Raw genomic sequence first — 22,291 nt, forward strand, 5'->3', positions numbered from 1 at the left:
CTCCCCTCCTATGCCGGACCGCTGCGACCTTTGCAAGGCGTGCCGGCTACCGGCATGCGAGCTTCTCCCCGTCAAACGTGCGGGGCTGCACCGGAACGCTTGCGACTTGGGCGGCCCGAAGGGTGCAAGGGACGGGGACTCACACCATGGCGCGAATCTCGGCCGCCAATGCGTCGAATACCCCTCCCCAGTCTCCCGCTTGGGTCTGCCGGAACAGGCGCACGCTGGGAAAGAACACACTGCGTTCGCCGGAATATCCCCAGCGCCAGTCGGGCACAGCCCGCAAAGCCGCAAATGCAGGGAAGGCCCGCGCACCGCAGAGATGGATCAGCGCCGTGTCGCTTGAGACGACCAGATCGAGGTGGTGGAGCACGCCGACCGTATCGAGGAAAATACCGTCCGCGTTAAAGCCGTTGCCAAGCTGGAAGATCGAGTCGGCAAACGGTACCTGCCGAAGCTGCTCGGTGCCCTCTCCATGCTGGAGGCTCACCAGACGGACGCCCGGCAGTCTGGCCAGCGGCTCGAACGCCGCCAATGGAATGGAGCGACCCACGTCGACAGCGCGCGACGGGTTGCCCTGCCAGTTGATGCCGATCGTAAACGTCCCCTCCTCCCGCACCCATCTCCACTTCGCGATGCGATCGGCCGGTGCCGTGAGATAAGGCGCCGACGGCCATTTCGTGGGATCCGGCTGGAGCAGGAGCGGCAGACTGCCGGCTGGAATCCAGCGCACGCCCGGCTGCGTGGTGTCGATCTCCGAGAGGTTGCCCACCACGGTCACGCGCGCGTCGAGGTTCCGCATCAGCGGCACCAGCCCGGGACGCGTCAGCAGCACCGTGCGGATGCCGCCGTCGGCCAGCAACCGCACCAGCCGGCCGAAAAGCAGCTCATCTCCGATGCCCTGTTCGCCGACAACCACCAGCAATTCCGGCCTCTCCTGCCCGTCCCACCGGATGAAATCCAGCGGCCGGTAGGGCGGCGGCAGAAGGTGCTCGCGCGATTCGTAGGCGGCCCATCCCCGCTCCCAGCGCCCCCGCGCGAGTTCGTCGGCCGCGGTCATGAACCGGCCGTTGGGCTCCTGCGGATCCACTTCAAGGGCTGCGTCCAGGGCCGGACGGATCTCCTCCGTCCGGCCGAGATCGGCGAACAGCCGGGCGCGCGTCACATGAGCCGGCGCAAGGCGGGGATCGATGGCGATGGCGCGCTCCACATCGGCCAGCGCACCGGCGAAATCGCCTTCCGCCCGGAGCACCTCGGCCCGGTGCTCGCGGAAAAGAGCCGCCTCGGGCGATTGCGCGAGCGCGAGGTCGCACTGCGCGAGGGCGGCGGGAAACTCCTCCAGATGCCGCAGCACGAAAACGAGCACTTCGCGCGCCTTCATGTCCTTGGGGTCTCGCTCCAAGGCCGCGAGAAAGCAGTCGCGCGCCTCGCGCAGCTGCCCGCTGGCCATGAGGCTCCGGCCCTTGATGACATAGCCCTCCCCTGCCCTCGGGGCGAGCCGGATCGCCTGCGTCGCGGCATTGGCCGCCTCGCTCTGGCGATCGAGCGCAAAGAGCGTCGACGCCTTGTCCGTCCAGAATCGCGCCTCGCCCGGACGCTGGGAGATGAGGATGTCGAGATCCTTCAGCGCGGCCTCCGCCCGGCCGAGCCGCTGCAAGGCAACCGAGCGGTTGGCCCGTGCCTCGACCGATTTTGCGTCGATCTCCAGAACCCGGTCATAGCGGGCCACCGCCTCTTCGAGGCGATCGAGCCGCGCCAGTGTGTTGGCCGCGAGATAGTGGGCCTCCGAGAGGCCCGGATCGAGTTCAGCCGATTTCTCGAACGCGCCGAGGGCGCGGTCCCACTTCTCCTCGGCCTGGTAGACCGCGCCCATGATGAGCTGGGCGTGCGGATTGGACTTGTGGCCGTCCCGCGCCTTGCGCGCGACCGCATGGGCTTCCTTGGACCGGCCGGACTGGAGAAGCGCCAGCGTGAGCAGGCGCGCGACCTCGAAGGAATTTGGCGCGTCGCGCAGGATCGCACGGTAGATGGGGATCGCCTGATCGAGGCGCCCCTCCCGATGCAACGCCCCAGCGCGCGCGAGGTCGGCCCGGAAATCCTTCTGCATCGCGCCCCCCAATGGCGTGTGTGGTACGTCCGCGAGGTCGCGCGATCCGGGTTGCCCTCAGGTGCGGGCGCGCTGGCCGAACAGGATGCTCTGGGCTTCCTTGTCCTTGGAGAGATCGTGCTTGGCGCGCTCCTCCTGGTTCACCGCAAGGCCCCGCTGCACCGCGGGCCGGGCGAGCACGCGCTCCAGCCACGCCTTGAGGTGGGGAAATTCCTCGATGTGCTGGCCCTGCCGCTCCCACAGCTTGGCCCATCCGATGCAGGCGATGTCGGCGATGGAATAGTCGCCGGCGAGATACTCCCGGTCCTTCAGGCGCGTGTTCATGACGCCGTAGAGCCGGTGCACCTCATTGGTATATCGCTCGACCGCATAGGGGATCTTTTCCGGCGCGTAGATGCGGAAATGGTGCGCCTGCCCGGCCATGGGGCCGAGGCCGCCCATCTGCCAGAACAGCCACTGCTCCACCTCGACCCGCTTGCGCTCGTCGGAGGGATAGAACTGCCCGGTCTTGCGGCCGAGATACTGGAGAATGGCACCCGACTCGAACACCGAGATCGGGGCGCCGCCGGGGCCGTCGGGATCGACGATGGCGGGCATCTTGTTGTTCGGGGAGATGGCGAGGAAGTCGGGCTGAAACTGGTCGCCCTTGCCGATGTTCACGAGCTTCACCGTGTAGGGAAGCCCGCACTCCTCAAGCATGATGCTGATTTTGTAGCCGTTAGGCGTCGGCCAGTAATAAAGCTCGATCGGCGAAGACTCGACTGCGGCCATCATGCCCTCCCTGCGGCCTGTGCCGCCGCTTCGGTAAGACGTAGACACCCCCCGGTGTCGGGGCAAGGGGGGACCACCGAAGGCGCCCGCCTCCTAGGCCAGAACGATCTTGAAGCCCTCGTGGGAGTTCGAAAAGCCGAGCCGGCGGTAGAATCGGTGCGCATCGGTGCGCAGCTTGCTGGAGGTGAGCGCGAGCGTCACCGCGCCTTCCGCAGCGGCCTTCTCGATGGCGAAGCGCACCATGGCCTCGCCGATGCGCCGGCCGCGCAGGCTTTCGTCCACCTGCACCGCCTCGATAAGCGCCCGCTTCGCTCCCCGCCCCGGCAGGCTGGTCACGAACATCAGCTGGAACGTGCCCACGACACGCCCGTCCAGTTCTGCCGCGTAAAGGCACGCCCGCGGATCGTCCGCGATGGCGGCAAAGGCGGCGCGATAGTGATCCAGCGCCTCCGGCGCGGTTGTGTCGCCGTGGCCGCCCAGCGTGTCGGAGGCGAATAGCGCCACCAGCGCGGGAAGGTCCTCGGTGCGGGCCTCGCGGATCTGGAGGCCGCCGGGCACGGCCAGCTCGGGCGTCACCGGCACAGCGGATCGTCCGGCGGGAGAATGGTCATCTGCCAGTCACTCCAGCGGTGGGGATTCATCCACGGGGACCACCATTTCACCGACACTTCGATGGTATTTTGATCCGCCGGCGGCAGGAGCAGCTTGGGCAGGCCGTTGAAGATGCCGGTGACGCGGGCGCAGCCGGTGGTGGGGCGGGACGGCGGCCGGTACTGGTTCTCGCGCACGATGACGACCCGCGCGCCGGGAATGGCCGCCCTGAGCCGGCCGGCGGACGTGCGGTCGTCGGCCACGAGGGTCGGCGCGTCGCCGAGCTTGTTCGCGATCGCCACCTGGAGCTTGTAGAGCGGCTCGGCCGCGATGCAGCGCCCGCACAGCCGGGGGTCGGGCCACAGGGGCACCACCATCCGCGAGATCATGATGCCGCCGCTGACCACCGCCAGCAGGGTGAGATAGATCCACACCCGCGGACGCCAGCCGCCGAGCCGTTCCAGCTCGGCGAACAGATAGACCGGCAGCAGCAGCAGGAAGACGTGAAAATAGCGGTCGCGCAGGCTCGCGGTGCCCATGGCCAGCGTCGAAGCGAAAGTGACGACGATGCCGATGACGATGACGGACCGCAGCACGCGCCGCGCGGCGCCCCGCTCGGGGGCGTCGGGCGTGGCCCCGTCGCCGCGATTGTAGGGAAGGAACACCAGCGCGACGACCAGCACCAAAGGCAGCACATAGCCGAACAGGGCACCGACCATGGTGGAGACCACCGCGTCCCATCCCGCGCCGGTGATGCCGATGGTCTGGGCCGTGGCCTCGGCCACGTTCTGGCCGTAGTGCCAGAGGGCGAAGCCGTAGATGCCGAGGGGCACCGCCGCTACCACGAACGTGACGAGAAGGCGGGGATCGAGAATCACCTTCCGGTACGTCGGCTCCAGCAGGCAGGCCACCAGCAGCACGCCGATGAAGGCCACGAAGCCGAACTTGCCGAGCGTGCCGGCGGCGATCCACAGGCCGAGCCCGGCATAAAGGCCAAGGCTGCGATGGCGGCTCAAAGCCATCACCGTGAGGAAGGCGCCGGCGATGGCGACGATCATCACGTTGGAATGGGTCAGGATGCGATGGCTGTGATAGCCGAGCACCCAGATGAACGAGAGCGAGAAGGTGGCGAGCGCCTGCAGCCGGGGATCGGCGATCATCCGCCGCGCCACCCGGTAGACCAGCATGGCGCAGGCGAACAGCAGCGTGTAGCGCAGCACCGCGAAGGACAGGGTGCCGACGCCGAACACGCGCTGCAGGGCCCACAGGAGCCAGTCGAACAGCGGCGGGTTGCGCGGGACGTACGACAGCTGCAGCGACTGCACCATGTAGCTCTCGATGGCGTCGTCCGCGTTCACCGCGATCTCGAACACCACTGCGATCACCGCATGCAGCACCATCCAGAGGCCGACAATGAAGGCGACGCCTTCGGGCCGGGCCCAGAAGGGAACGGCCCCCTGCGCGCCAGCCGCTGCGGGCGCGGACGCATCCCTGTCGAGATAAGTGTCGGTCACGGGGCACTCCTCATCAGCGCCTCTATACCGGCGTGCCGCCTGCTGCGCCACCGCGTGGGGCGCGGGGCTGCGGCGGCCAGCGATGCCGGAACGGCCGGGGAAAACTAGAGGGTTTCGAGCACGATGAAGCGCTCGCGCCCGCCGGCGGCCAGCGCCGCCTCGGAGACCTCATGCACCAGCATTTCATCGACGCGGGCACCGGCCGGGCCGGCGCGGCACGCCGTGAGCATGGCCTCGACCACGTCCGGCGGACCTGCGAAAACCGCCTCGACGGCACCGGAACGGCGGTTGCGCGCGAAGCCGAGGAGGCCGCGCCCCGCCGCCTCCCGCGCGCACCACGCGCGATAGCCGACACCCTGCACCCGCCCGCGCAGCATCACATGGACATAGCGCATGGGCGCCTATTCCGTGCAGGCGCCGGGCGGGTTCAGCGCCTCGAACGAGGCCATGGCGCCGACCAGGGCGAAGCGGCCATAGTCGATCTTGAGGCTCCCCACGACGCCATTGTCATAGAGTGAGAAGCTCATGACATAAGCGGGCGTGCGGTCCACGCCGCCCTCGTCGAAATAGCTGATGGTGACGGGGTAGAAGGTGCGCCCGGCGAGCGTCGCCTTGGCCGGCGCCGCGAGGCGGGTCTCGTCGGTGCTGGGACGGCCGATGACGGCCAGCGTGTCGAACACCTTCTGCGGGTCGGTCGCGCCGTCGTAGACCTTGGCCTGATAGACGCTTTCCCCGGCCGCGGCCGCGGCCAGCACCTTCTTCACATGCTCGGTGGGCATCAGGATGTCGCCCTTGAGGGTGAAGGTGGCCGACTCGGGCTTGGTGACGACGACCCGCAGGGCCGGCGGCTCCTGTCGCTCGACATTGGCCTCAAGCTCCAGCCCGTCGTCGTCGCCGCCCTGGGTGGTGGCGAGGAAACGATAGGTCTTGCCGGCGCCGTCTTCCCAGGCCTTGGAGGTGACGGTCTGCCGCAGCGGCTCGCCACCGGTGGAGGCGGCGCTCTGCTGGCTGGTGACGGTGGTGTAGCCGGCGCAGGCGTCGCCGGTGATCTCGTAGCGAATCTCGCCGTTCATCTCCTCGAGCTGGCCCGAGGGCTTGGAGCCGTCGAGGGAGAGGCGGTAGGTCGCCTTGTGCGGCAGCAGGTTCACCGCGCCGGCGGGCAGCGCGGAGAAGCACCACAGGCCGGCCATCGTCGCCGCGGCGAGGCGCAAATGCTTGGTCATGTCTCAACTCCTTCCGGGCGTCCGGCGCGGACAACGCATGCGTGCCGCCCGCTTATCGCGTTGCTTGCGCCGGCGCGGCTCTTCGGCGAAGAGGATGGCTTAATTGCGCGCTGCATATGGCAGGAGGCCATCATGACTTCATCCGTCGAAAAGAAGCTCGCCGAACTCGGAATCACTTTGCCGAGCCCCAAGCCGCCCATCGCCAATTATGTGCCGGCGGTGCGCACCGGCAACCTGCTGTTCATTTCCGGGCAGGTTTCCGTCGACGGCGACGGCAAGATCGCCACCGGCAAGCTCGGCGCCGGCGTCAGCATCGAAGCCGGCCAGGCTGCCGCGAAGCTCTGCGCCATCAACATCCTCGCCCAGGTGAAGGCCGCCATCGGCGACCTCGACAAGGTGGTGCGGATCGTGAAGCTCGTCGGCTTCGTCAATGCCACGGGCGACTTCACCGACCATCCCAAGGTCGTCAACGGCTGCTCGGACTTCTTCGTCGAGGCGCTGGGCGACAAGGGCCGCCATGCGCGTTCGGCCGTGGGCGTCTCCGGCCTGCCCTTCGATGCCTCGGTGGAAGTCGAAGCCATCGTCGAGATCGCCTGAGCGGAGAGACCCATGGGAGACCTGAGCTGGATCACCGCCCGCCCGGTCGCCCATCGCGGCCTGCACGACAAGGCGCGCGGCATCATCGAGAACGCCCTGTCGGCCGCCGAGGCGGCGGCCGACGCGGGTTATCCCATCGAGCTGGACATCCAGATCAGCGCCGATGGCGAGGCCGTGGTGTTCCACGACTTCACCCTCGATCGCCTCACGGCGGCCAAGGGCGCGGTCTCGGCGCTCAGCGCTGCGGAGTTAGGGCGCACGGCGCTGGCGGGCACGCCGGACACGATTCCCACCCTCGCCGCCTTCCTCGCCCGCGTCGGCGGGCGGGTGCCGCTTTTCATCGAGATCAAGAGCGCGTTTTCCGGCGACACGCGGCTCGTGGCGCGGGCGGTGGAGGTGCTCAAGGGCTATGGCGGCAAGGTCGCGCTGATCTCCTTCGACCCGCAGATGCTGGCCGAGGCGAAGGCCCGGGCGCCGCACATTCCGCGCGGCATCATCGCCCAGGCCCGCTATGACGGCGCCCACTGGCCCGGCATGACGCCCGAGCGCGCGCGGATGCTGGCGGACATGGATCACCATACCTCGAGCGGCTACGATTTCATCACCTATCACTTCACCGATCTGGAGCATCCGGCGCTGATCGCGGCCCGCGCGCGGGGCGTGCCCGTGACCGCCTGGACGGTTCGCAGCCCGAATGATGCCGCCCGCGCGCTGGCAGGGGCCGACCAGATCGTCTTCGAGGGCTTCACGCCGCAGGGATAGGGGCGTAAATCTGCGGCGTCCTGTCGCGGTGGTCAGGCTCTGCCGCAATGCACACTTAAGCTCGATGCCCGACGCCCACATCCGCATCCTGCCCAACCTGTCCGAGATCAAGGCGGCCGAATGGGACGCCTGCGCGGCGGGTGGGGCGGCCCGCCCCGAACCGTTTGTGAGCCACGCTTTCCTCTCCGCCTTGGAGGAATCCGGCTGCGCCGCCGCGCGCACCGGCTGGCTGCCGCAGCACCTCGTGCTCGACGGGCCGGACGGCAAGGCCGCAGCAGTCTGCCCCGCCTATCTGAAGTCCCATTCGCGCGGGGAATATGTCTTCGATCAGGGCTGGGCCGACGCCTATATGCGGGCGGGTGGAGAATATTACCCCAAGGTGCAGGTGGCGGTGCCCTTCACCCCCGTCACCGGCCGGCGCCTCCTTCTGAAGGATCCCGACGATCCGGTGGGCCGGCTGGCGCTGGGCGCCGGCATCAAGCAGCTGGTGCGGCTGCGCGGCGCGTCCTCGGCCCATGTGACCTTTTCCACCGAGGAGGAATGGGAGGAGCTCGCATCCCTCGGCTTCCTCAAGCGCACCGACCGGCAGTTTCACTGGACCAATTCGGGCTACGCCACCTACGACGATTTCCTCGCCGAACTCGCCTCGCGCAAGCGCAAGGCGCTGAAGAAGGAGCGGCGGGAGGCCATCGCGGATGGCATCTCCATCGAGTGGCTCACCGGCAAGACCCTGACGGAAGAGGCCTTCGACGCCTTCTTCATGTTCTATCTCGACACCGGCGGCCGCAAATGGGGCACGCCCTATCTCAACCGCCAGTTCTTCCAGCGCGCCGCCGAGCGGATGGCCGACCAGATCCTGCTGGTGATGGCGCGGCGGGACGGGCGCTACATCGCCGGCGCCCTGAATTTCATTGGCGCCGAAACGCTCTATGGCCGCTACTGGGGCGCGGTGGAGCACCACCCCTTCCTGCATTTCGAGGTCTGCTACCATCAGGCCATCGACTATGCGATCGCCACCGGCCTCAAGGTGGTGGAGGCCGGCGCACAGGGCGAGCACAAGCTGGCGCGGGGCTATCTGCCCAAGGCCACCTATTCCGCTCACTACATCGTGCACCAGGGCCTCGCGGGGGCCGTCGCGCAGTATCTGGAGCGCGAGCGCACCCATGTGGAGGAGGATTCGGCCGTACTGACCGAGCTCGGCCCCTTCCGGCGGTGCGTGGAGGAGGAGCAGGACTGAAGGCCCAAGGCGGCCTCACGCTTCCGTTCCCCCTCTTCGCCACGCGACATCATCCGCCCGGTTGCCCGGCTCACGGGCGGGTCGCTATAGTCCCCCCGCCAATTTGGGGACAGGCGATGACGTATTGCTGTGGGGTTCTGGTCCGGGACGGTCTGGTGCTGATCGCCGACACGCGGACCAATGCGGGCCTCGACAACATTTCCACCTTCCGCAAGCTCCACATCTTCGAGGAGCCGGGCCATCACGTGCTGGGCCTTGCCACGGCTGGCAACCTGTCCGTCTCCCAGTCCGTCGTCAGCATGCTGCACGAGGGCGTGGAGGATCACGAAGTCGGGGAGCGCAGGCAGCTGCGCGACTGCCGGACCATGTTCCAGGCCGCCCAGCTCGTGGGCACCGCCATCCGCCAGGTCCACAAGGTCAACGGCGCCTTCATGGAGCAGTCGAACGTCAGCTTCGACGTGTCCTTCCTGCTCGGCGGCCAGATCGCCGGCGACAGCCTGCGGCTCTACATGGTCTATTCCGCCGGCAATTTCATCGAATGCACGCAGGACACGCCCTTCCTGCAGATCGGCGAGCACAAATACGGCAAGCCGGTGCTGGACCGCGCGGTGAACTACGACATGGAGATTTCCGAGGCGCTGAAATCGAGCCTCATCTCCATGGATTCCACCATGCGCTCCAACCTCGGGGTGGGCCTGCCCATCGACGTGATGGTGGTGACGCCGGATTCGCTCCGCTCCGAGCTGATCTATCGCATCGAGCCCGGCGAGCCCTATTTCCACGATCTGCGGGAGCGCTGGTCGGCCGCGCTGCGCTCGGCCCACGCCTCCATCCCCAAGCCCCCCTACCTCAAGAACGGCCGCCCACGGGTGGTCAACGAGGCCTGAGGCAAGCTCAGGCCGAATGAAAAAGGGCGCCCCAGCGGGCGCCCTCTTCATTTCGGCGGCCTCGGAGGCCGTAGATCAGGCCGCCTTGGGGGCGAGCTTGGCGGTGACGATCTTGTCCGGATCCTTCACGGGCTCGCCGCGCTTGATCTGGTCGATGTTCTCCATGCCTTCGATCACCTCGCCCCACACCGTGTACTGGCGGTCGAGGAAGCGGGCGTCGGTGAAGCAGATGAAGAACTGGCTGTCGCCGGAATCGGGATTCTGCGCGCGGGCCATGGAGCAGGTGCCGCGGACGTGGGGCTGGGCATTGAACTCCGCCTTCAGCTTCTTGCCCGAGCCGCCCATGCCGGTGCCGGTCGGATCGCCGGTCTGGGCCATGAAGCCCTCGATCACGCGGTGGAACGGCACGCCGTTGTAGAAACCCTGGGAGACCAGCTCCTTGATGCGGGCGACATGGCCGGGGGCGAGGTCGGGGCGGAACGCAATGGTCACCGGGCCCTTGGTGGTTTCGAGGATCAGGACTTCATCGCTCATCAATCTCTTCCTTCACTTGCGGCGCACCGGGCGCCGGTCGGGGAAACCGCAGCGGCGGCTGAGCCGGCCGCGGCGGGGCATCTTCTGGCTGGCGCCTATTTGGCGTCGGCGGCGACCTGCATCTTCACGATCTTGTCGGGGTTGGACACCGAACCGCTGGAGCCGGAGCCCTTCTTGATCTTGTCCACGAACTCCATGCCCGACACCACCTGGCCCACCACGGTGTATTGGCCGTTCAGGCTCGGGGTCTCGTCGAACATGATGAAGAACTGGGAATTGGCGCTGTTGGGCGAGGAGGCGCGGGCCATGCCCACCACGCCGCGCTTGAACGGCACGTTGGAGAATTCCGCCGGCAGGTTCGGATACTTGGAGCCGCCGGTGCCGTTGCCATACTGGCCGTCGCCGGTCTGGGCCATGAAGCCGTCGATGACGCGGTGAAACGGCACGTTGTTGTAATAGCCCTCGCGGGTCAGCAGCTTGAGCCGCTCCACGTGCTGCGGGGCAAGATCGGGGCGCAGGGCAATGACGACGCGGCCATAGGGCGTGTCGAGATAGAGCGTGTTCTGCGGGTCCGGCTTGGTCTGGGCCGCCGCCGGCAGCGCGAAGGCGAGCACGACGAACGCTGCGGCGAGGAAACGGCCGAGAAGGCGCGTCATATGGGTCACTCCCGGAAAGCCCCGGCCTCGGGGCGGTTTGGCCGCATGGGCACGGCGGCGAATGAGGGCGCTATCGCTTGAACTTGGCATCGAGCCGCGCCAGCACCTGCGGCGGCACGAAGGCGGAGACGTCCCCGCCCATGGACGCGATCTGCCGCACGAGAGTGGCGGTGATGGGGCGCACGCGGGGCGAGGCGGGCAGGAACACCGTCTGGATGCCCGGCGCCAGCGTGCCGTTCATGCCGGCCATCTGCATCTCGTAGTCGAGATCGGTGCCGTCGCGCAGGCCGCGGATGAGCAGCGTGGCGCCGAGCTGTTGGGCGGTGGTGATGATGAGATTGTCGAAGGTGACGGCCTCGAGCGTCGCGTTCTCCTCCGCCGCCACCGGCCCGCACACCTCGCGGAGCATGGCGAGCCGCTCTTCGGCGGCGAACAGCGGCGCCTTGCCGGGATGGATGCCCACCGCCAGCACCAGCCGGTCGGCAAGGCGGCAGGCGGAGCGCACCACGTCCAGATGGCCGTTGGTGAGCGGATCGAAGGAGCCGCCATAGATGGCGGTGCGCAGGGTATGTTCGCTCATGCGGCCTGTCTTCAGCCTGTTCTGATCCCGCAAGGCCTAGCCTTGCGGGCGCCGGGACGCAATGGGGGGCGGGAAAGCCCCCTCCCCGCTCAGACCTCGAACGAGCCGCCGCTCTCCGGCACCACCACCTTCACGGGGTGGCCCTTCAGCGCCTCGACGAAGGCGGAGGCATCGGGCACCAGGATGGGGAAGGTGCCGTAGTGGATCGGCACCACGATCTCCACGCCCGGCAGGAAGCGCTTCACCGCCAGCGCGGCGACCTCCGGCCCCATGGTGAAGCGGTCGCCGATGGGGATGAACACCACCTTCGGCGCGTGGATCTCGCACAGCAGGGCCATGTCGGAGAAGATGTCCGTGTCCGCCATGTGCCACACGGTCGGCTCGCCCGGCGCCTTGATGATGAGGCCGGTGGGATTGCCGAGATATTCGGACGGGGCCGCGGGGCCGCCCGAGGAATGGTCGGCGCGCACCATGGTCACGCTGAAGCCGCCGAGGTCGAGCTTGCCGCCGGTGTTCATCATCTGCGGCGCATTGCCGGCGCCCTTGGCCGAGAGGTAGGCGCACAGCTCGGGATTGGCCACCACCGGCAGGGTCCGGCTGGCGTCGGCGGCGTCCTCCACCAGCGAGAGCGTGTCGCCGATATGGTCGCCATGGCCGTGGGTGAGCAGGATGTGCGTCACCCCGCGCGAGGCGTCCTCCACGGTGGAGCGGAAGCTGGGGTTGCCGGTGAAGAAGGGGTCGATGAGGACGGCCTTGTCGGCGAAATCAAGCCGGAAGGCGGCGTGGCCGTACCAGGTGATCTTCATGGGATTGCCTCTGGTGGCTTCATGCGTGCGCGGGATGGTCCGGCATGGCGCCGGCGCGCGAGGAAGGGTTCGGGGCGCGGAGTATCCCGGAAGCCCCGCGAACGCGCAATCTCCTCAGCCGATGGTCGACAGCGAGGGGAAGGTCTCGATCAGCCAGTAGCTCGCATGGGCGATCCATCCGGACATGAAGGCGATGCCGGTGAGCACCAGCAGCGCGCCCATGGCCTTCTCCACCATCGGGAGCATCTTGCGCATGTGGACGAGGCCGCGCAGAAACGGCCGCACGGCGAACGCCGCCGCGAGAAAGGGCACGCCCAGCCCGAGAGAATAGATGGCCAAAAGGCCCGCGCCCTTCGAGACGGTGGCCTCCGACCCCGCCACGGCGAGGATGGCACCCAGCACCGGGCCGAGGCACGGCGTCCAGCCGAAGGCGAAGGCGAGGCCCATCACGAAGGCGCCCCACAGCCCCGTCGGCGCATGCACATGCGCCCGCGCCGTGCGGTGCAGGAGGTGGATGCGGAACACGCCGAGGAAGTTCAGCCCCATGATGATGATGGCGATGCCGGCGATGATGGACAGCACATCGAGATGGGCGCGCAGAAGGTCGCCGATGGCCGAGGCCCCCGCCCCCAGCGCCACGAACACCACGCTGAAGCCCGCGACGAACAGCGCCGCGCCGACCAGCGCCCGCCGCTCCACCTCCTTCACCGGCTCCGCGCCGGCGAGGTCTTCCAGCGTGCTGCCGCCGAGAAAGCACAAATAGGGCGGCACCAGAGGCAGGACGCAGGGGGAAACGAAGCTCGCAAGGCCGGCGAGGAAGGCGGCAGGCAGGGTCACGTCGGCCATTCTTGGGTCGCGGCTCTCTTCTGGTGGACGGGAACGCCCCTTCTTTGCGCTCCTATTGAAGCCCCGCGCCGGCCGGGGCAAGCCACACATCGCCGCGCTCGCCGGCTTGTGAGCGGCGGCCTGCGCGGTTCGCGCGCGCTCCCGGCCCTTGCGGGCGCCGCAATTCGGGGACATCTCAAGGGAATGAGCGACGAGCGCACTTCCCCCCGGCGACCGCAGGTGTTCCGCCTCGACGAGGCGAACATCACCCTGGCCCCGCCCGAGATGGCGGAGGTCGAAGCCGCCCTGCCCGTTCCTGTGCCGGTAAAGCCGAAGCGGGGCTGGGGCCTGTCCCTTGCCGGGCTGTTCTGGTCGGCCCTCGGCGGAGTCCTGAGCCTTGCCGCCTATGTGGGGCTGAGCAAGCTGGTCGAAGACCTCTATGCCCGCGCGCCGTGGCTCGGCTGGGTGGGCATCGGGGTCACCGCCCTCCTGCTCATCGCCGCCGTGCTGATCGTGGCGCGCGAGGTGGCGGGGCTCTCGCGGCTGGCCCGCCTCGACGACATCCGCGACCGCGCCGAGCGGGCCCTGGCCGAGGACGACCGGCCACTCGCCGAGGGCGTTGTGAAGGACGTGCTCAAGCTCTCGTCCCACGCCCCCACCCTCGCCCGTGCGCGCATGGATCTGGAAGGGCATCTCTCCGGCATCATCGACGGCGCCGATCTCGTGCGCCTCGCCGAGCGCACGCTGCTGCCGTCGCTGGATTCGCAGGCGCGACAGATGGTGTCGGACGCCGCCCGCAACGTTTCCGTCGTCACCGCCGTATCGCCCCGCGCGGTCGTAGACCTCGCCTTCGTGCTCTACAGCGCCGTGACGCTGATGCGCCGGCTCGCCTATCTCTACGGCGGGCGTCCCGGCACGCTCGGCACCTTCCGCCTCGTGCGCCATGTGCTCGGGCACCTTGCCGTGACCGGCGGCATGGCGGCGGGGGACACGCTGGTGCAGCAGCTCGTCGGTCAGGGGCTTGCCGCGCGCCTTTCCGCCCGGCTGGGGGAGGGTGTGGTCAACGGCCTGCTCACCGCCCGGCTCGGCCTTGCCGCCATCGCCGTCACACGGCCGCTGCCCTTCACCGCTTTGCCCGCCCCGCGCCTCGCGGACGTGGCCACCGGCCTGATGCGCAAGGCGGAGGAAGAGGAAGCGGTCGTCTCACGCCGGCAATAGGTGTCGCGGCAGCGCCTCGGGCGTGTAGGTGACGGGCCGGTTGCGCCAGATCATCTCGGCGGTGGGCCACACCACGAACGCCCCCAGCGCCCCCAGGAACAGGGCAAAGGCCCATTCCTGCTGCAGGATGGCGAAGCCGAAGACCGCAAGAAGGCCGGCGAGCGCGGCAAGGCCGGCCGCAACCCTCATCCAGAAGCGCAGCGGGGCATATCCGCCTCGGCAGCGGGGCGTCGCGGCCGAGGCGGACAGCGCCCGGTGCAGGGCCCGGATGAACGCCGCATAATCCTCCCGCTGGTCGCGCACGCCGGTGAGCGAGATGCGCGAGGCGGAGCCCGCCTTCAGACGCGTGCCATCGCGCCCGGCGATCTCCATCTCGAAGCTCGGCGCGGCGAACTTGGCCGGCAGGAAGCGCAATTGCACCGAGGTGATGTCCACCAGCCTGAGCCGGCCCTCGCGCGGGCCGATGCTCCAGAGCAGCGCCTCCGGCACCAGTTCCAGCCGCACGCCCGCGCCGCCGAGGCGGGGCAGATGCGCATAGACGATCGATCCCGCGGGAGAAGTGGCCGTCACGTCAGCTCCCGCATGGCGGTGTCGATGCCGTGCACGGTGAGGGGGAACATGCGGCCTTCGAGGATGTGGCGCACGAGCCGGATGGATTCCGTATAGCCCCAGTGCGGCTCCGGGACAGGGTTCAGCCACACGGCCTTGGGATAGGTGGTGAGCAGGCGTTCGAGCCACAGCTTCCCCGGCTCGGCATTGTTGTGCTCCACCGATCCGTTGGCGAACGTGATCTCGTAGGGGCTCATGGAGGCGTCGCCCACGAAGATCAGCTTGTAGTCGTGGCCGTAGGTGTGCAGCACGTCGAACAGGGGAATGCGCTCGGAGGCGCGGCGGGCATTGGATTTCCACACGCTCTCATAGACGCAGTTGTGGAAATAGAAGTGCTCCAGGTGCTTGAACTCCATGCGCGCGGCGGAGAACAGCTCCTCCACCTGCTCCACATGCCAGTCCATGGAGCCGCCCACGTCGAGGAACAGCAGCACCTTCACCGCATTGCGCCGCTCCGGCCGCAGCTTCACGTCGAGATAGCCCTGGCGGGCGGTCTCGCGGATGGTGCCGTCGAGGTCCAGTTCGTCGGGGGCGCCGATGCGGGCGAACTTGCGCAGCCGGCGCAGGGCCACCTTGACGTTGCGGGTGCCGAGTTCGACCCCGTCGTCGAGATCCTTGAACTCGCGCTTGTCCCACACCTTCACCGCGCGGAAGTTGCGGTTGCCGTCCTGCCCGATGCGCACGCCCTCGGGATTGTAGCCATAGGCGCCGAAGGGCGAGGTGCCGGCGGTGCCGATCCACTTGGAGCCACCCTGATGGCGCCCCTTCTGCTCATCGAGCCGCTTCTTGAGCGTCTCCATTAGCTTGTCGAGGCCGCCCATGGCCTCGATCTGCGCCTTTTCCTCGTCGGTGAGGTGCTTCTCGACGAGCTTGCGCAGCCACTCCTCGGGGATGGACTGCCCCTCTTCGCCCAGCGCCTGCTCAAGCCCCTTGAAGCAGCGGCCAAACACCTGGTCGAAACGGTCGAGGTGGCGCTCGTCCTTCACGAGGCTCGCGCGGGCGAGATAGTAGAAGGCGTCCACCTGCCGGCCGGCCACGTCGCGGTCCATGGCCTCCATGAGGGTCAGATATTCCCGCACCGAGACCGGCACGCCTGCGGCCTTGAGCGCCTCGAAGAAGGCAATGAACATCGCGCCCTGACCCTTCCAACGCGGTATGTCGCGGGGCCGTTTCGCCCACCGGGAACGGATCATAGCGCGCCCGCTCACCGCCACGCAAAATCGCCGGCCGAGCGCCTCCCGCCAAGTGACACCGCAAAAAATCACACTGAAAAAGAAAAATGCCCCGGCACCGGCCGGGGCATTTTCTTGTCTGGAGAGGTCCCGCCGCCTTGGTGGCGGCGGAAATCCTCAGTTCAGGCCGTAAAGGTTGTTGTTGGTGCTGGACATGCTTTCCACGGTCAGCGCGCCGAGGAGCACGAGGTTCAGCAACTTGGTGAGTTCCACCGAACCGGCGTTGCCGATGTAAAGCACGTCCTTGTCCCGCATGGGCACCTTGGTGGAGAGCAGGTAGCCCGTCGGCTCGCGGAAGTTCACCTGATAGATGGTGGCGATCCGCTTCTCGGGGAGGTTCGAGACATCCACGCCCATCCGCTCCAGCGTGGTGCGGTTCTCGATGCGGAACAGGAAGGCCGACTGCGGGTCCGCCTGCGCATCCACGAGGCCCGACGCCTTGGCCACCGCCTCGCTGAGGCTGATGGCGTCGTTGTCGAAGTTGAACTGCCCCTGCTTGCCGGTCGCGCCGAAGGCCAGGAAGGTCCGCGGGCGGCTGAAGATGTAGATGGTGTCTTCGGGCTGCAGATAGACGTTGTTCGCGGGCTCGCGCACCAGCCGGTTGAAGCTGATGGTCGCCTCGCGGCCGCCGCGCTGCAGCGTCACGAACAGGTCGTAGCCCTTGCTGGAGGTGGCGCCGCCCCGGCTCACGGCGTCAAGCACGCGCTCACCCGTGGGGGTGAGCGGGAAGCGCACCGGCGCGCTCACTTCGCCGATGACCGTCACCGAATTGGAGCGCTGGGACTTCACCGAGACCACCGCCTGGGGCTCGATGGCGCGATTGCGCAGGCGATCGACGATTTCCTTCTCCACCTGCGCGGGCTGCAGGCCGGCCGCCCTCACCTGCCCGGCATAGGGCACGGAGATGTTGCCGTTGACGTCCACCGTCTGGGTGGGGATGTCGACGAAGTTACCGGCGCGCGAGGCCGCCTCGGCAGGGATGAAGAGGCCGCCCGAGGAGGCTTCGAAGATCGACACGCCGATGATGTCGCCGACGCCGATCTTGATGTCCGGCACCGGACGGCGATCGTTGCGGAACGTGCCGATCAGGCCCTGGGAGTCCATCGTCGAGAGCACGCTGACCACCTGGGCGGTCAGCGGCACGAGCTTGTAGCTCAGGCCGTCCGTGTCCTGCGTCGAGGGATTGGTCACCTCGACCGAATAGGGCCCGGATGCGGGAAGGAGATTGCAGCCGGCCAATGCGACGGACACGGCGACCGATACGGCCATCCCCGTCACACGACGGAACCGTCCAAGCCAATTTTCGGTGGCAAAATGCACTGCCAGAACCCCCGTGGGATGCGTGCTTCTACCTAACACGAGGGGGCAGGAGAGCATATTGCAGGGCAGCACGGAAATGGCTCAACGACGCCGTTTCCACCGCCTCTGTGGCTCATCGGCCACATGAAAAACCGTACTTGGGTAGGGCTGGATCGAGGGGAAAAGGTTAATGCTGCCAATGGGCTGCTAGTCTCGCTTTTTGCAAGCGGCGACGCAGCCGCGACTCAACGCGCACGCACGCTTGCAATGCAGCGCCACCGTCGCGCTCAGGTTGCGATGAGGAAGCGGTCCGCGCCCTCGAGCACCAGGCAGGTCAGATGGCCGGTGGCATAGGCGCCGGTGTCGATGTTGATCCGGTTGCTCAGAACTTCCGGGTCCTTCATGGGCGTGTGCCCGTGAACGATGCAGTGGCCGAACCAGTCCGGATGATCCAGGAACTCCCGCCGGATCCACATCATGTCCTCGCGGCTCTGCTCTTCCAGCGGGATGCCCGGGCGCAGGCCGGCGTGGACGAACGCGTAGTCCCCGCAGACGAAATAGCTGGTGAGCTGGCGCAGGAACGAGATGTGCTCGGCGGGCACGGCGGCGCGCCACTCGTTCCAGAGCCGGGCCTCGTCCGCACCGGCGGCGGGACGCACATAGGAGAAGACGGTCTCAAGCCCGCCCATGCGCAGCCAGCGCGAGAAGGACTCCTGCGACAGCAGGGATTCGAGCATCACCGCTTCATGGTTGCCGGAGATGCAGATGGCCTTGTGGTCCTTCTGCCGCCGCATCAAGGCATCCAGCACGCCGGACGATTGCGCGCCACGGTCCACATAGTCGCCGAGATAGACCTCGACGCAGTCCGGGCCGGGGTGAGCGGCCATGTCCTCGTCGATGGCGGCCTGGAGCGCGGTGAGCAGGTCGAGACGGCCGTGGACGTCGCCGACGGCATAGATGCGCATATGGTCCGGGACGAGCGGAATGGCCGGGTCGCGATAGTGTTCTGTCACGGTGCTGTTCGGGCGGATCTTCAGCATCGTCATGTCCGCAACATCCCTGCTGGTGTCAATGCCCCCGCACGAACCACTGGCAAGCCCCTAATATAACGCACAAGTTCGATTCTGGCGATCTTTTAGTTGCAGCGCAACAACAACAAGACACACAGACGTGAAGCCGTGCAATAATTTACCGCAGTGCGGTAGCGGGGGAGAGAATGACGTTCGAGCTTGCGGCACTGGCGGTCCTTTTCGAGGCCCTGCTGGGATATCCGGCCGGACTCGTGCGGCGGATCGGCCATCCCGTGATCTGGATCGGCCGCCTCATCCTTGTACTGGATCACCGGCTCAACCGGCCGGGATTCGCCCCGGGCCGGCGGCGCCTGATGGGTGTCGTTACGGTAGCGCTGGTGCTCGCGGCGGCCGCCCTGCCGGCCCTCGCGCTGGAGGTGGCTCTGCGTCCCCTCCCCTTCGGGCTGCTCATCCTTGGGCTGGCCGGGTCCAGCCTCATCGCGCAGCGCTCCCTGCACTGGCATGTGGCGCGGGTTGCCGACGCACTGGAGACCGGCAGCCTTGATGCCGCGCGCGAAGCCGTCGGCCATATCGTGGGGCGGGACCCACAGACGCTGGACGCCTCGGGCGTCGCCCGCGCCGCCATCGAGAGCCTTGCGGAGAATTTCTCCGACGGCGTGGTGGCTCCGACCCTCTGGCTGAGCGTGGCAGGCCTTCCGGGCGGTGCGGCCTACAAGGCGCTCAACACGGCCGACAGCATGATCGGGCATCTCACCGAGCGTCATGCGGCCTTCGGCTGGGCGGCCGCGCGGGCCGACGATTACGTCAACCTGCCGGCCTCGCGCCTCGCGGGAATGCTCATCATCGCCGGCGCGGCGCTGACGCCCGGTGCCCATCCCCGCCATTCCTATCGGGCCATGCTGCGCGACGCCCCGCGCCACCGCTCCCCCAACGCCGGCTGGCCGGAGGCGGCCATGGCCGGCGCGCTCGGGCTGCAACTGAACGGCCCGAAGGTCTATGCCGGCGTGCTCACGCAGGACGCCTATATGGGCGACGGCCGGCGCGAGGCGACAGCGCAGGACGTGCGCATGGCGCTGAAGGTCTACCGCCGCGCGGACGCCCTGATGATCCTGCTGGTGCTGGCCGGCGCGGGCGTGACCCTGCTGGCTTGAGGGCTCACCGCGCCAGCGCCAGCAGACGGTCGAGGTCGAGATGGGTGGCGAGATGGGCCGCCAGCGCATCCAGCGTTGCCTCAACGCCATCCTCATAGGCGATGCCGCCGCCCGCCCCGCCCAGCCAGCCGAGCACGGCGGCGCGGAAGGCATCGGAGGCGAACAGGCCATGCACATAGGTGCCGGCAACGCGGCCCGAGGCGGAGCGCGCGCCCTCCGGCCGCCCATCCGCGAGATGGCCGAACGGCCGCTCGCAATCGGCGCCGTGGGTTGCGCCCATGTGCATCTCATAGCCGTGGAAGGGTGCGCCCTCGGCAGTGCCGCGCACCTCCTCCAGCCGCTTCTCGCCGGCCAGCACCGTGTGGACGTCGAGCAGGCCGAGGCCGCGGGCGATCCTGGCCTCGCCCTCCACGCCCTCGGGATCGGCGATGGTCTGCCCCAGCATCTGGTAGCCGCCGCACAGACCCATGACTGCCCCGCCGCGCCGGGCGAAGGCGAGGATATCGTGGTGGAGGCCCCCGGCCTTCAACGCCGTGAGGTCGGCGATGGTGGCCTTGGAGCCGATCAGCAACACCAGATCGGTATCGAGCGGCAGGCTCTCATGTGGGCGGACGCGGCGCACCTCGACGCCCGGCTCGGCATCGAGCGGATCGAGATCATCGAAATTGGAGACGTGGGGCAGGATCGGCACGGCGATGCGCAGCCGTGCCCCGGCCTTGGGCGGCGGCGGCGCGGACAGGGCAAGGGCATCCTCCGCCGGAAGGCGGGCCGCATCGGGAAAGTGCGGCACGAGGCCGAGGGCCTCCCAGCCGGTGAGACGCGCGATCAGATCCATGCCGGAGGCAAACAGCGCCGGGTCTCCCCGGAAGCGGTTGACGATGAAGCCGCGGATCATGGCCGCATCGGCCGGATCGATCACCGCCTTTGTCCCGGCGAGGCTGGCGATCACGCCCCCCCGGTCGATGTCGCCGATGAGCACCACCGGCACGTCCGCCGCCCGAGCGAAGCCCATGTTGGCGATGTCGGCGGCGCGCAGATTGACCTCGGAGGCGCTGCCCGCCCCTTCCACCAGCACGAGGTCGGCCTCGCCCTTCAGCCGGGCAAAGCTGTCCAGCACGGCCGGCATGAGCGTCGGCTTGAGGGACTGGTAGGCGGCGGCCTTGGCCGTGCCGTGGACCTGCCCCTGCACCACCACCTGCGCGCCGGTCTCGCCCTGCGGCTTCAGCAGCACCGGGTTCATATGCACGCTCGCGCGCACCTGCGCGGCCCGCGCCTGAAGCGCCTGCGCCCGGCCAATCTCCCCGCCGTCCGCCGTCACGGCGGCATTGTTGGACATGTTCTGCGGCTTGAATGGCCGCACCTTGAGACCGCGCAGCGTGAAAGCGCGGGCGAGGCCGGCGACGATGAGGGACTTGCCCACATCCGAGCCGGTGCCCTGAAACATGAGGGCGCGGGCCATCAGAACTCGATGCCCGCCTGCGCCTTCACCCCGGCGGCGAAATGGTGCTTCACCAGCCCCATCTCCGTCACGAGATCGGCGGCGGCGAGAAGCTCGGGCTTTGCATTACGTCCGGTGACGACCACATGCAGGCCGGGGCGCCGCGCCGCGAGGGTGGCCACCACCTCGGCGAGGTCGAGATAGTCGTAGCGCAGGGCGATGTTCAATTCGTCGAGGATGAGGAGGGAGATGGTCTCGTCCGCCATCAGCTCGCGCGCCTTGCCGAAGGCGCGGGCCGCGGCGGCCTTGTCGCGGGCGAGGTCCTGCGTCTCCCAGGTGAAGCCCTCGCCCATGGTGTGCCAGCTCACGCGATCACCGAAGGCCTGAAAGGCGTCCTGCTCACCCGTCTGCCACGCCCCCTTGATGAACTGGACCACGCCGACCCGTCCGCCACGCCCCAGCATCCGCAACGCAAGGCCGAAGGCCGCCGTGCTCTTGCCCTTGCCGGGGCCGGTATGGACGACGAGCAGGCCCTTCTCGATGGTCTTTTCGGCCACCTCCTTGTCCTGCACCGCCTTGCGCTTTTCCATCTTGGCGCGGTGGCGGGCGGCGGCCTCGTCTTCGGCGGGAGAGGGGGGGACGGGATCGCTCACGGCGTCACTTCCTTCACGGTCAGGGGCAGGCCCGCCACCACCAGCACCACCTTGCGGGCGCGGACGGCGAGGCGTTGGTTGAGGAGGCCCGCGGCGTCGCGGAAGCGGCGGGCCAGCGCATTGTCGGGGACAATGCCGAAGCCGACCTCGTTGGCGACGCAGATGGTCGGCCCCGGCCGGGCGGCAAGGGCGGCGTCCAGCACCGCCGCCTCGGCGTCGAGGTCGTGGTCGGCGAGGAGATGGTTGGTGAGCCAGAGGGTGAGGCAATCCACCAGCACCGGCCGATGCGGCGGAAGCGCGCCAAGCGCGGCGGCGAGATCGAACGGCGCCTCCACCGTCTCCCACCCCTCGCCCCTTCGGCCGCGATGCTGCGCGACGCGCGCCTCCATCTCAGGGTCAGACTGGCCGCCATAGCCGAGCTGGGCCGTGGCGACATAGGTCCAGGGGCCGGCATGGCGCACGGTCTCGCCTTCCGCGAACCGGCTCTTGCCGGAGCGCGCACCGCCGAGGACGAGAACGAGATCGCAGGCCGACGCAGCCCCCGCCATCAGGCGCGCACCATGGCCGGCA

At 68.3% G+C, this 22,291-nt stretch carries 24 protein-coding genes; 6 read left to right on the forward strand and 18 right to left on the reverse strand.

Annotated elements, in window-relative coordinates; all coding sequences use genetic code 11:
• Positions 1–139: 139 nt before the first annotated feature.
• The 6 genes from V5F74_RS02160 to V5F74_RS02185 all read right to left on the reverse strand — a co-directional run bounded on the left by V5F74_RS02160 (position 140) and on the right by V5F74_RS02185 (position 6,206).
• Positions 140–2,107 (reverse strand): tetratricopeptide repeat protein, encoded by a 1,968-nt coding sequence (locus V5F74_RS02160; RefSeq protein WP_029558137.1) that lies wholly within the window; start codon positions 2,105–2,107, stop codon positions 140–142.
• Positions 2,108–2,164: 57 nt separating this feature from the next.
• Complete coding sequence (locus tag V5F74_RS02165; protein ID WP_024279463.1) at positions 2,165–2,878, reverse strand: glutathione binding-like protein; 714 nt, start codon at positions 2,876–2,878, stop codon at positions 2,165–2,167.
• Between the two features lie 93 nt (positions 2,879–2,971).
• Positions 2,972–3,460, reverse strand: a complete 489-nt coding sequence (locus tag V5F74_RS02170; protein ID WP_394006024.1) for a GNAT family N-acetyltransferase — start codon at positions 3,458–3,460, stop codon at positions 2,972–2,974.
• Complete coding sequence (locus tag V5F74_RS02175) at positions 3,451–4,983, reverse strand: ArnT family glycosyltransferase (protein ID WP_394006026.1); 1,533 nt, start codon at positions 4,981–4,983, stop codon at positions 3,451–3,453. The genes V5F74_RS02170 and V5F74_RS02175 overlap by 10 nt, the downstream gene beginning before the upstream one ends.
• A 104-nt stretch (positions 4,984–5,087) precedes the next feature.
• Positions 5,088–5,378 (reverse strand): acylphosphatase, encoded by a 291-nt coding sequence (locus V5F74_RS02180; RefSeq protein ID WP_394006028.1) that lies wholly within the window; start codon positions 5,376–5,378, stop codon positions 5,088–5,090.
• Positions 5,379–5,384: 6 nt separating this feature from the next.
• On the reverse strand, positions 5,385–6,206 hold the full coding sequence (locus V5F74_RS02185; protein WP_374253293.1) for a cell envelope integrity EipB family protein: 822 nt from the start codon (positions 6,204–6,206) through the stop codon (positions 5,385–5,387).
• Positions 6,207–6,338: 132 nt separating this feature from the next.
• Here V5F74_RS02185 and V5F74_RS02190 point away from each other — a divergent pair, with 132 nt between their 5' ends.
• The 4 genes from V5F74_RS02190 to V5F74_RS02205 all read left to right on the forward strand — a co-directional run bounded on the left by V5F74_RS02190 (position 6,339) and on the right by V5F74_RS02205 (position 9,689).
• Positions 6,339–6,803, forward strand: a complete 465-nt coding sequence (locus V5F74_RS02190; protein WP_394006030.1) for a RidA family protein — start codon at positions 6,339–6,341, stop codon at positions 6,801–6,803.
• 12 nt (positions 6,804–6,815) lie between these two features.
• Entirely contained in the window at positions 6,816–7,565 is a 750-nt protein-coding gene (locus tag V5F74_RS02195) for a glycerophosphodiester phosphodiesterase family protein (RefSeq protein ID WP_394006032.1), read from the forward strand.
• A 64-nt stretch (positions 7,566–7,629) separates the two neighbouring features.
• The gene (locus V5F74_RS02200) at positions 7,630–8,802 is read left to right on the forward strand and encodes a GNAT family N-acetyltransferase (RefSeq protein ID WP_029558130.1); all 1,173 of its coding nucleotides are present in this window, start codon (positions 7,630–7,632) and stop codon (positions 8,800–8,802) included.
• A gap of 116 nt (positions 8,803–8,918) precedes the next feature.
• Entirely contained in the window at positions 8,919–9,689 is a 771-nt protein-coding gene (locus V5F74_RS02205) for a proteasome-type protease (protein ID WP_024279471.1), read from the forward strand.
• Between the two features lie 75 nt (positions 9,690–9,764).
• Here the strand turns inward: V5F74_RS02205 and V5F74_RS02210 are convergent, their stop codons facing one another.
• The 5 genes from V5F74_RS02210 to V5F74_RS02230 all read right to left on the reverse strand — a co-directional run bounded on the left by V5F74_RS02210 (position 9,765) and on the right by V5F74_RS02230 (position 13,111).
• Entirely contained in the window at positions 9,765–10,223 is a 459-nt protein-coding gene (locus V5F74_RS02210; RefSeq protein WP_029558129.1) for a peptidylprolyl isomerase, read from the reverse strand.
• 95 nt (positions 10,224–10,318) lie between these two features.
• A complete protein-coding gene (locus V5F74_RS02215; RefSeq protein ID WP_029558128.1) occupies positions 10,319–10,879 on the reverse strand; it encodes a peptidylprolyl isomerase in 561 nt (186 codons plus the stop codon).
• 70 nt (positions 10,880–10,949) lie between these two features.
• Entirely contained in the window at positions 10,950–11,459 is a 510-nt protein-coding gene (gene coaD, locus V5F74_RS02220) for a pantetheine-phosphate adenylyltransferase (protein ID WP_029558126.1), read from the reverse strand.
• Positions 11,460–11,548: 89 nt separating this feature from the next.
• Positions 11,549–12,265, reverse strand: coding sequence for a metal-dependent hydrolase (locus V5F74_RS02225; protein ID WP_024279475.1), 717 nt, complete (start codon positions 12,263–12,265; stop codon positions 11,549–11,551).
• Between the two features lie 114 nt (positions 12,266–12,379).
• Positions 12,380–13,111, reverse strand: coding sequence for a cytochrome c biogenesis CcdA family protein (locus V5F74_RS02230; RefSeq protein WP_029558124.1), 732 nt, complete (start codon positions 13,109–13,111; stop codon positions 12,380–12,382).
• Positions 13,112–13,294: 183 nt separating this feature from the next.
• Here V5F74_RS02230 and V5F74_RS02235 point away from each other — a divergent pair, with 183 nt between their 5' ends.
• Entirely contained in the window at positions 13,295–14,308 is a 1,014-nt protein-coding gene (locus V5F74_RS02235; protein WP_250168416.1) for a YcjF family protein, read from the forward strand.
• Here the strand turns inward: V5F74_RS02235 and V5F74_RS02240 are convergent.
• The 4 genes from V5F74_RS02240 to V5F74_RS02255 all read right to left on the reverse strand — a co-directional run bounded on the left by V5F74_RS02240 (position 14,294) and on the right by V5F74_RS02255 (position 18,494).
• Positions 14,294–14,878 (reverse strand): hypothetical protein, encoded by a 585-nt coding sequence (locus tag V5F74_RS02240; protein ID WP_394006037.1) that lies wholly within the window; start codon positions 14,876–14,878, stop codon positions 14,294–14,296. The two genes, V5F74_RS02235 and V5F74_RS02240, sit on opposite strands and share 15 nt — an antisense overlap.
• Positions 14,875–16,047, reverse strand: coding sequence for a vWA domain-containing protein (locus tag V5F74_RS02245; RefSeq protein WP_394006039.1), 1,173 nt, complete (start codon positions 16,045–16,047; stop codon positions 14,875–14,877). Before V5F74_RS02245 ends, V5F74_RS02240 begins: the two co-directional genes overlap by 4 nt.
• 219 nt (positions 16,048–16,266) lie before the next feature.
• A complete protein-coding gene (locus tag V5F74_RS02250; protein WP_374253305.1) occupies positions 16,267–17,418 on the reverse strand; it encodes a polysaccharide biosynthesis/export family protein in 1,152 nt (383 codons plus the stop codon).
• A gap of 317 nt (positions 17,419–17,735) precedes the next feature.
• Positions 17,736–18,494: a metallophosphoesterase gene (locus V5F74_RS02255; RefSeq protein ID WP_245279380.1), complete on the reverse strand. Its 759-nt coding sequence runs from the start codon at positions 18,492–18,494 to the stop codon at positions 17,736–17,738.
• Positions 18,495–18,664: 170 nt separating this feature from the next.
• On the opposite strand from V5F74_RS02255, the gene cbiB reads away from it, so the two are divergent.
• Positions 18,665–19,630, forward strand: coding sequence for an adenosylcobinamide-phosphate synthase CbiB (gene cbiB, locus V5F74_RS02260; protein WP_394006041.1), 966 nt, complete (start codon positions 18,665–18,667; stop codon positions 19,628–19,630).
• Between the two features lie 4 nt (positions 19,631–19,634).
• Here the strand turns inward: cbiB and V5F74_RS02265 are convergent, their stop codons facing one another.
• Genes V5F74_RS02265 through cobU form a run of 3 tightly spaced genes read right to left on the reverse strand, consistent with a single transcriptional unit; the run spans position 19,635 to position 22,269 of the window.
• Complete coding sequence (locus tag V5F74_RS02265) at positions 19,635–21,089, reverse strand: cobyric acid synthase (RefSeq protein WP_394006043.1); 1,455 nt, start codon at positions 21,087–21,089, stop codon at positions 19,635–19,637.
• Complete coding sequence (gene cobO, locus V5F74_RS02270; RefSeq protein ID WP_029558115.1) at positions 21,089–21,721, reverse strand: cob(I)yrinic acid a,c-diamide adenosyltransferase; 633 nt, start codon at positions 21,719–21,721, stop codon at positions 21,089–21,091. Before cobO ends, V5F74_RS02265 begins: the two co-directional genes overlap by 1 nt.
• A complete protein-coding gene (gene cobU / locus V5F74_RS02275; protein WP_029558113.1) occupies positions 21,718–22,269 on the reverse strand; it encodes a bifunctional adenosylcobinamide kinase/adenosylcobinamide-phosphate guanylyltransferase in 552 nt (183 codons plus the stop codon). Before cobU ends, cobO begins: the two co-directional genes overlap by 4 nt.
• Positions 22,270–22,291: the final 22 nt, after the last annotated feature.

Origin of the sequence: Xanthobacter aminoxidans (assembly GCF_043193615.1) — a bacterium.
GTDB lineage: Bacteria > Pseudomonadota > Alphaproteobacteria > Rhizobiales > Xanthobacteraceae > Xanthobacter > Xanthobacter aminoxidans.

Bases quoted from the DNA above. Each gene is read 5' to 3' on its own strand.
- V5F74_RS02160 (WP_029558137.1), bottom strand. From the start codon at position 2,107: ATGCAGAAGGATTTCCGGGCCGACCTCGCGCGCGCTGGGGCGTTGCAT.
- V5F74_RS02165 (WP_024279463.1), bottom strand. From the start codon at position 2,878: ATGGCCGCAGTCGAGTCTTCGCCGATCGAGCTTTATTACTGGCCGACG.
- V5F74_RS02180 (WP_394006028.1), bottom strand. From the start codon at position 5,378: ATGCGCTATGTCCATGTGATGCTGCGCGGGCGGGTGCAGGGTGTCGGC.
- V5F74_RS02185 (WP_374253293.1), bottom strand. From the start codon at position 6,206: ATGACCAAGCATTTGCGCCTCGCCGCGGCGACGATGGCCGGCCTGTGG.
- V5F74_RS02190 (WP_394006030.1), top strand. From the start codon at position 6,339: ATGACTTCATCCGTCGAAAAGAAGCTCGCCGAACTCGGAATCACTTTG.
- V5F74_RS02195 (WP_394006032.1), top strand. From the start codon at position 6,816: ATGGGAGACCTGAGCTGGATCACCGCCCGCCCGGTCGCCCATCGCGGC.
- V5F74_RS02200 (WP_029558130.1), top strand. From the start codon at position 7,630: ATGCCCGACGCCCACATCCGCATCCTGCCCAACCTGTCCGAGATCAAG.
- V5F74_RS02205 (WP_024279471.1), top strand. From the start codon at position 8,919: ATGACGTATTGCTGTGGGGTTCTGGTCCGGGACGGTCTGGTGCTGATC.
- V5F74_RS02210 (WP_029558129.1), bottom strand. From the start codon at position 10,223: ATGAGCGATGAAGTCCTGATCCTCGAAACCACCAAGGGCCCGGTGACC.
- V5F74_RS02215 (WP_029558128.1), bottom strand. From the start codon at position 10,879: ATGACGCGCCTTCTCGGCCGTTTCCTCGCCGCAGCGTTCGTCGTGCTC.
- coaD (WP_029558126.1), bottom strand. From the start codon at position 11,459: ATGAGCGAACATACCCTGCGCACCGCCATCTATGGCGGCTCCTTCGAT.
- V5F74_RS02225 (WP_024279475.1), bottom strand. From the start codon at position 12,265: ATGAAGATCACCTGGTACGGCCACGCCGCCTTCCGGCTTGATTTCGCC.
- V5F74_RS02230 (WP_029558124.1), bottom strand. From the start codon at position 13,111: ATGGCCGACGTGACCCTGCCTGCCGCCTTCCTCGCCGGCCTTGCGAGC.
- V5F74_RS02235 (WP_250168416.1), top strand. From the start codon at position 13,295: ATGAGCGACGAGCGCACTTCCCCCCGGCGACCGCAGGTGTTCCGCCTC.
- V5F74_RS02245 (WP_394006039.1), bottom strand. From the start codon at position 16,047: ATGTTCATTGCCTTCTTCGAGGCGCTCAAGGCCGCAGGCGTGCCGGTC.
- V5F74_RS02250 (WP_374253305.1), bottom strand. From the start codon at position 17,418: ATGGCCGTATCGGTCGCCGTGTCCGTCGCATTGGCCGGCTGCAATCTC.
- V5F74_RS02255 (WP_245279380.1), bottom strand. From the start codon at position 18,494: ATGACGATGCTGAAGATCCGCCCGAACAGCACCGTGACAGAACACTAT.
- cbiB (WP_394006041.1), top strand. From the start codon at position 18,665: ATGACGTTCGAGCTTGCGGCACTGGCGGTCCTTTTCGAGGCCCTGCTG.
- V5F74_RS02265 (WP_394006043.1), bottom strand. From the start codon at position 21,089: ATGGCCCGCGCCCTCATGTTTCAGGGCACCGGCTCGGATGTGGGCAAG.
- cobU (WP_029558113.1), bottom strand. From the start codon at position 22,269: ATGGCGGGGGCTGCGTCGGCCTGCGATCTCGTTCTCGTCCTCGGCGGT.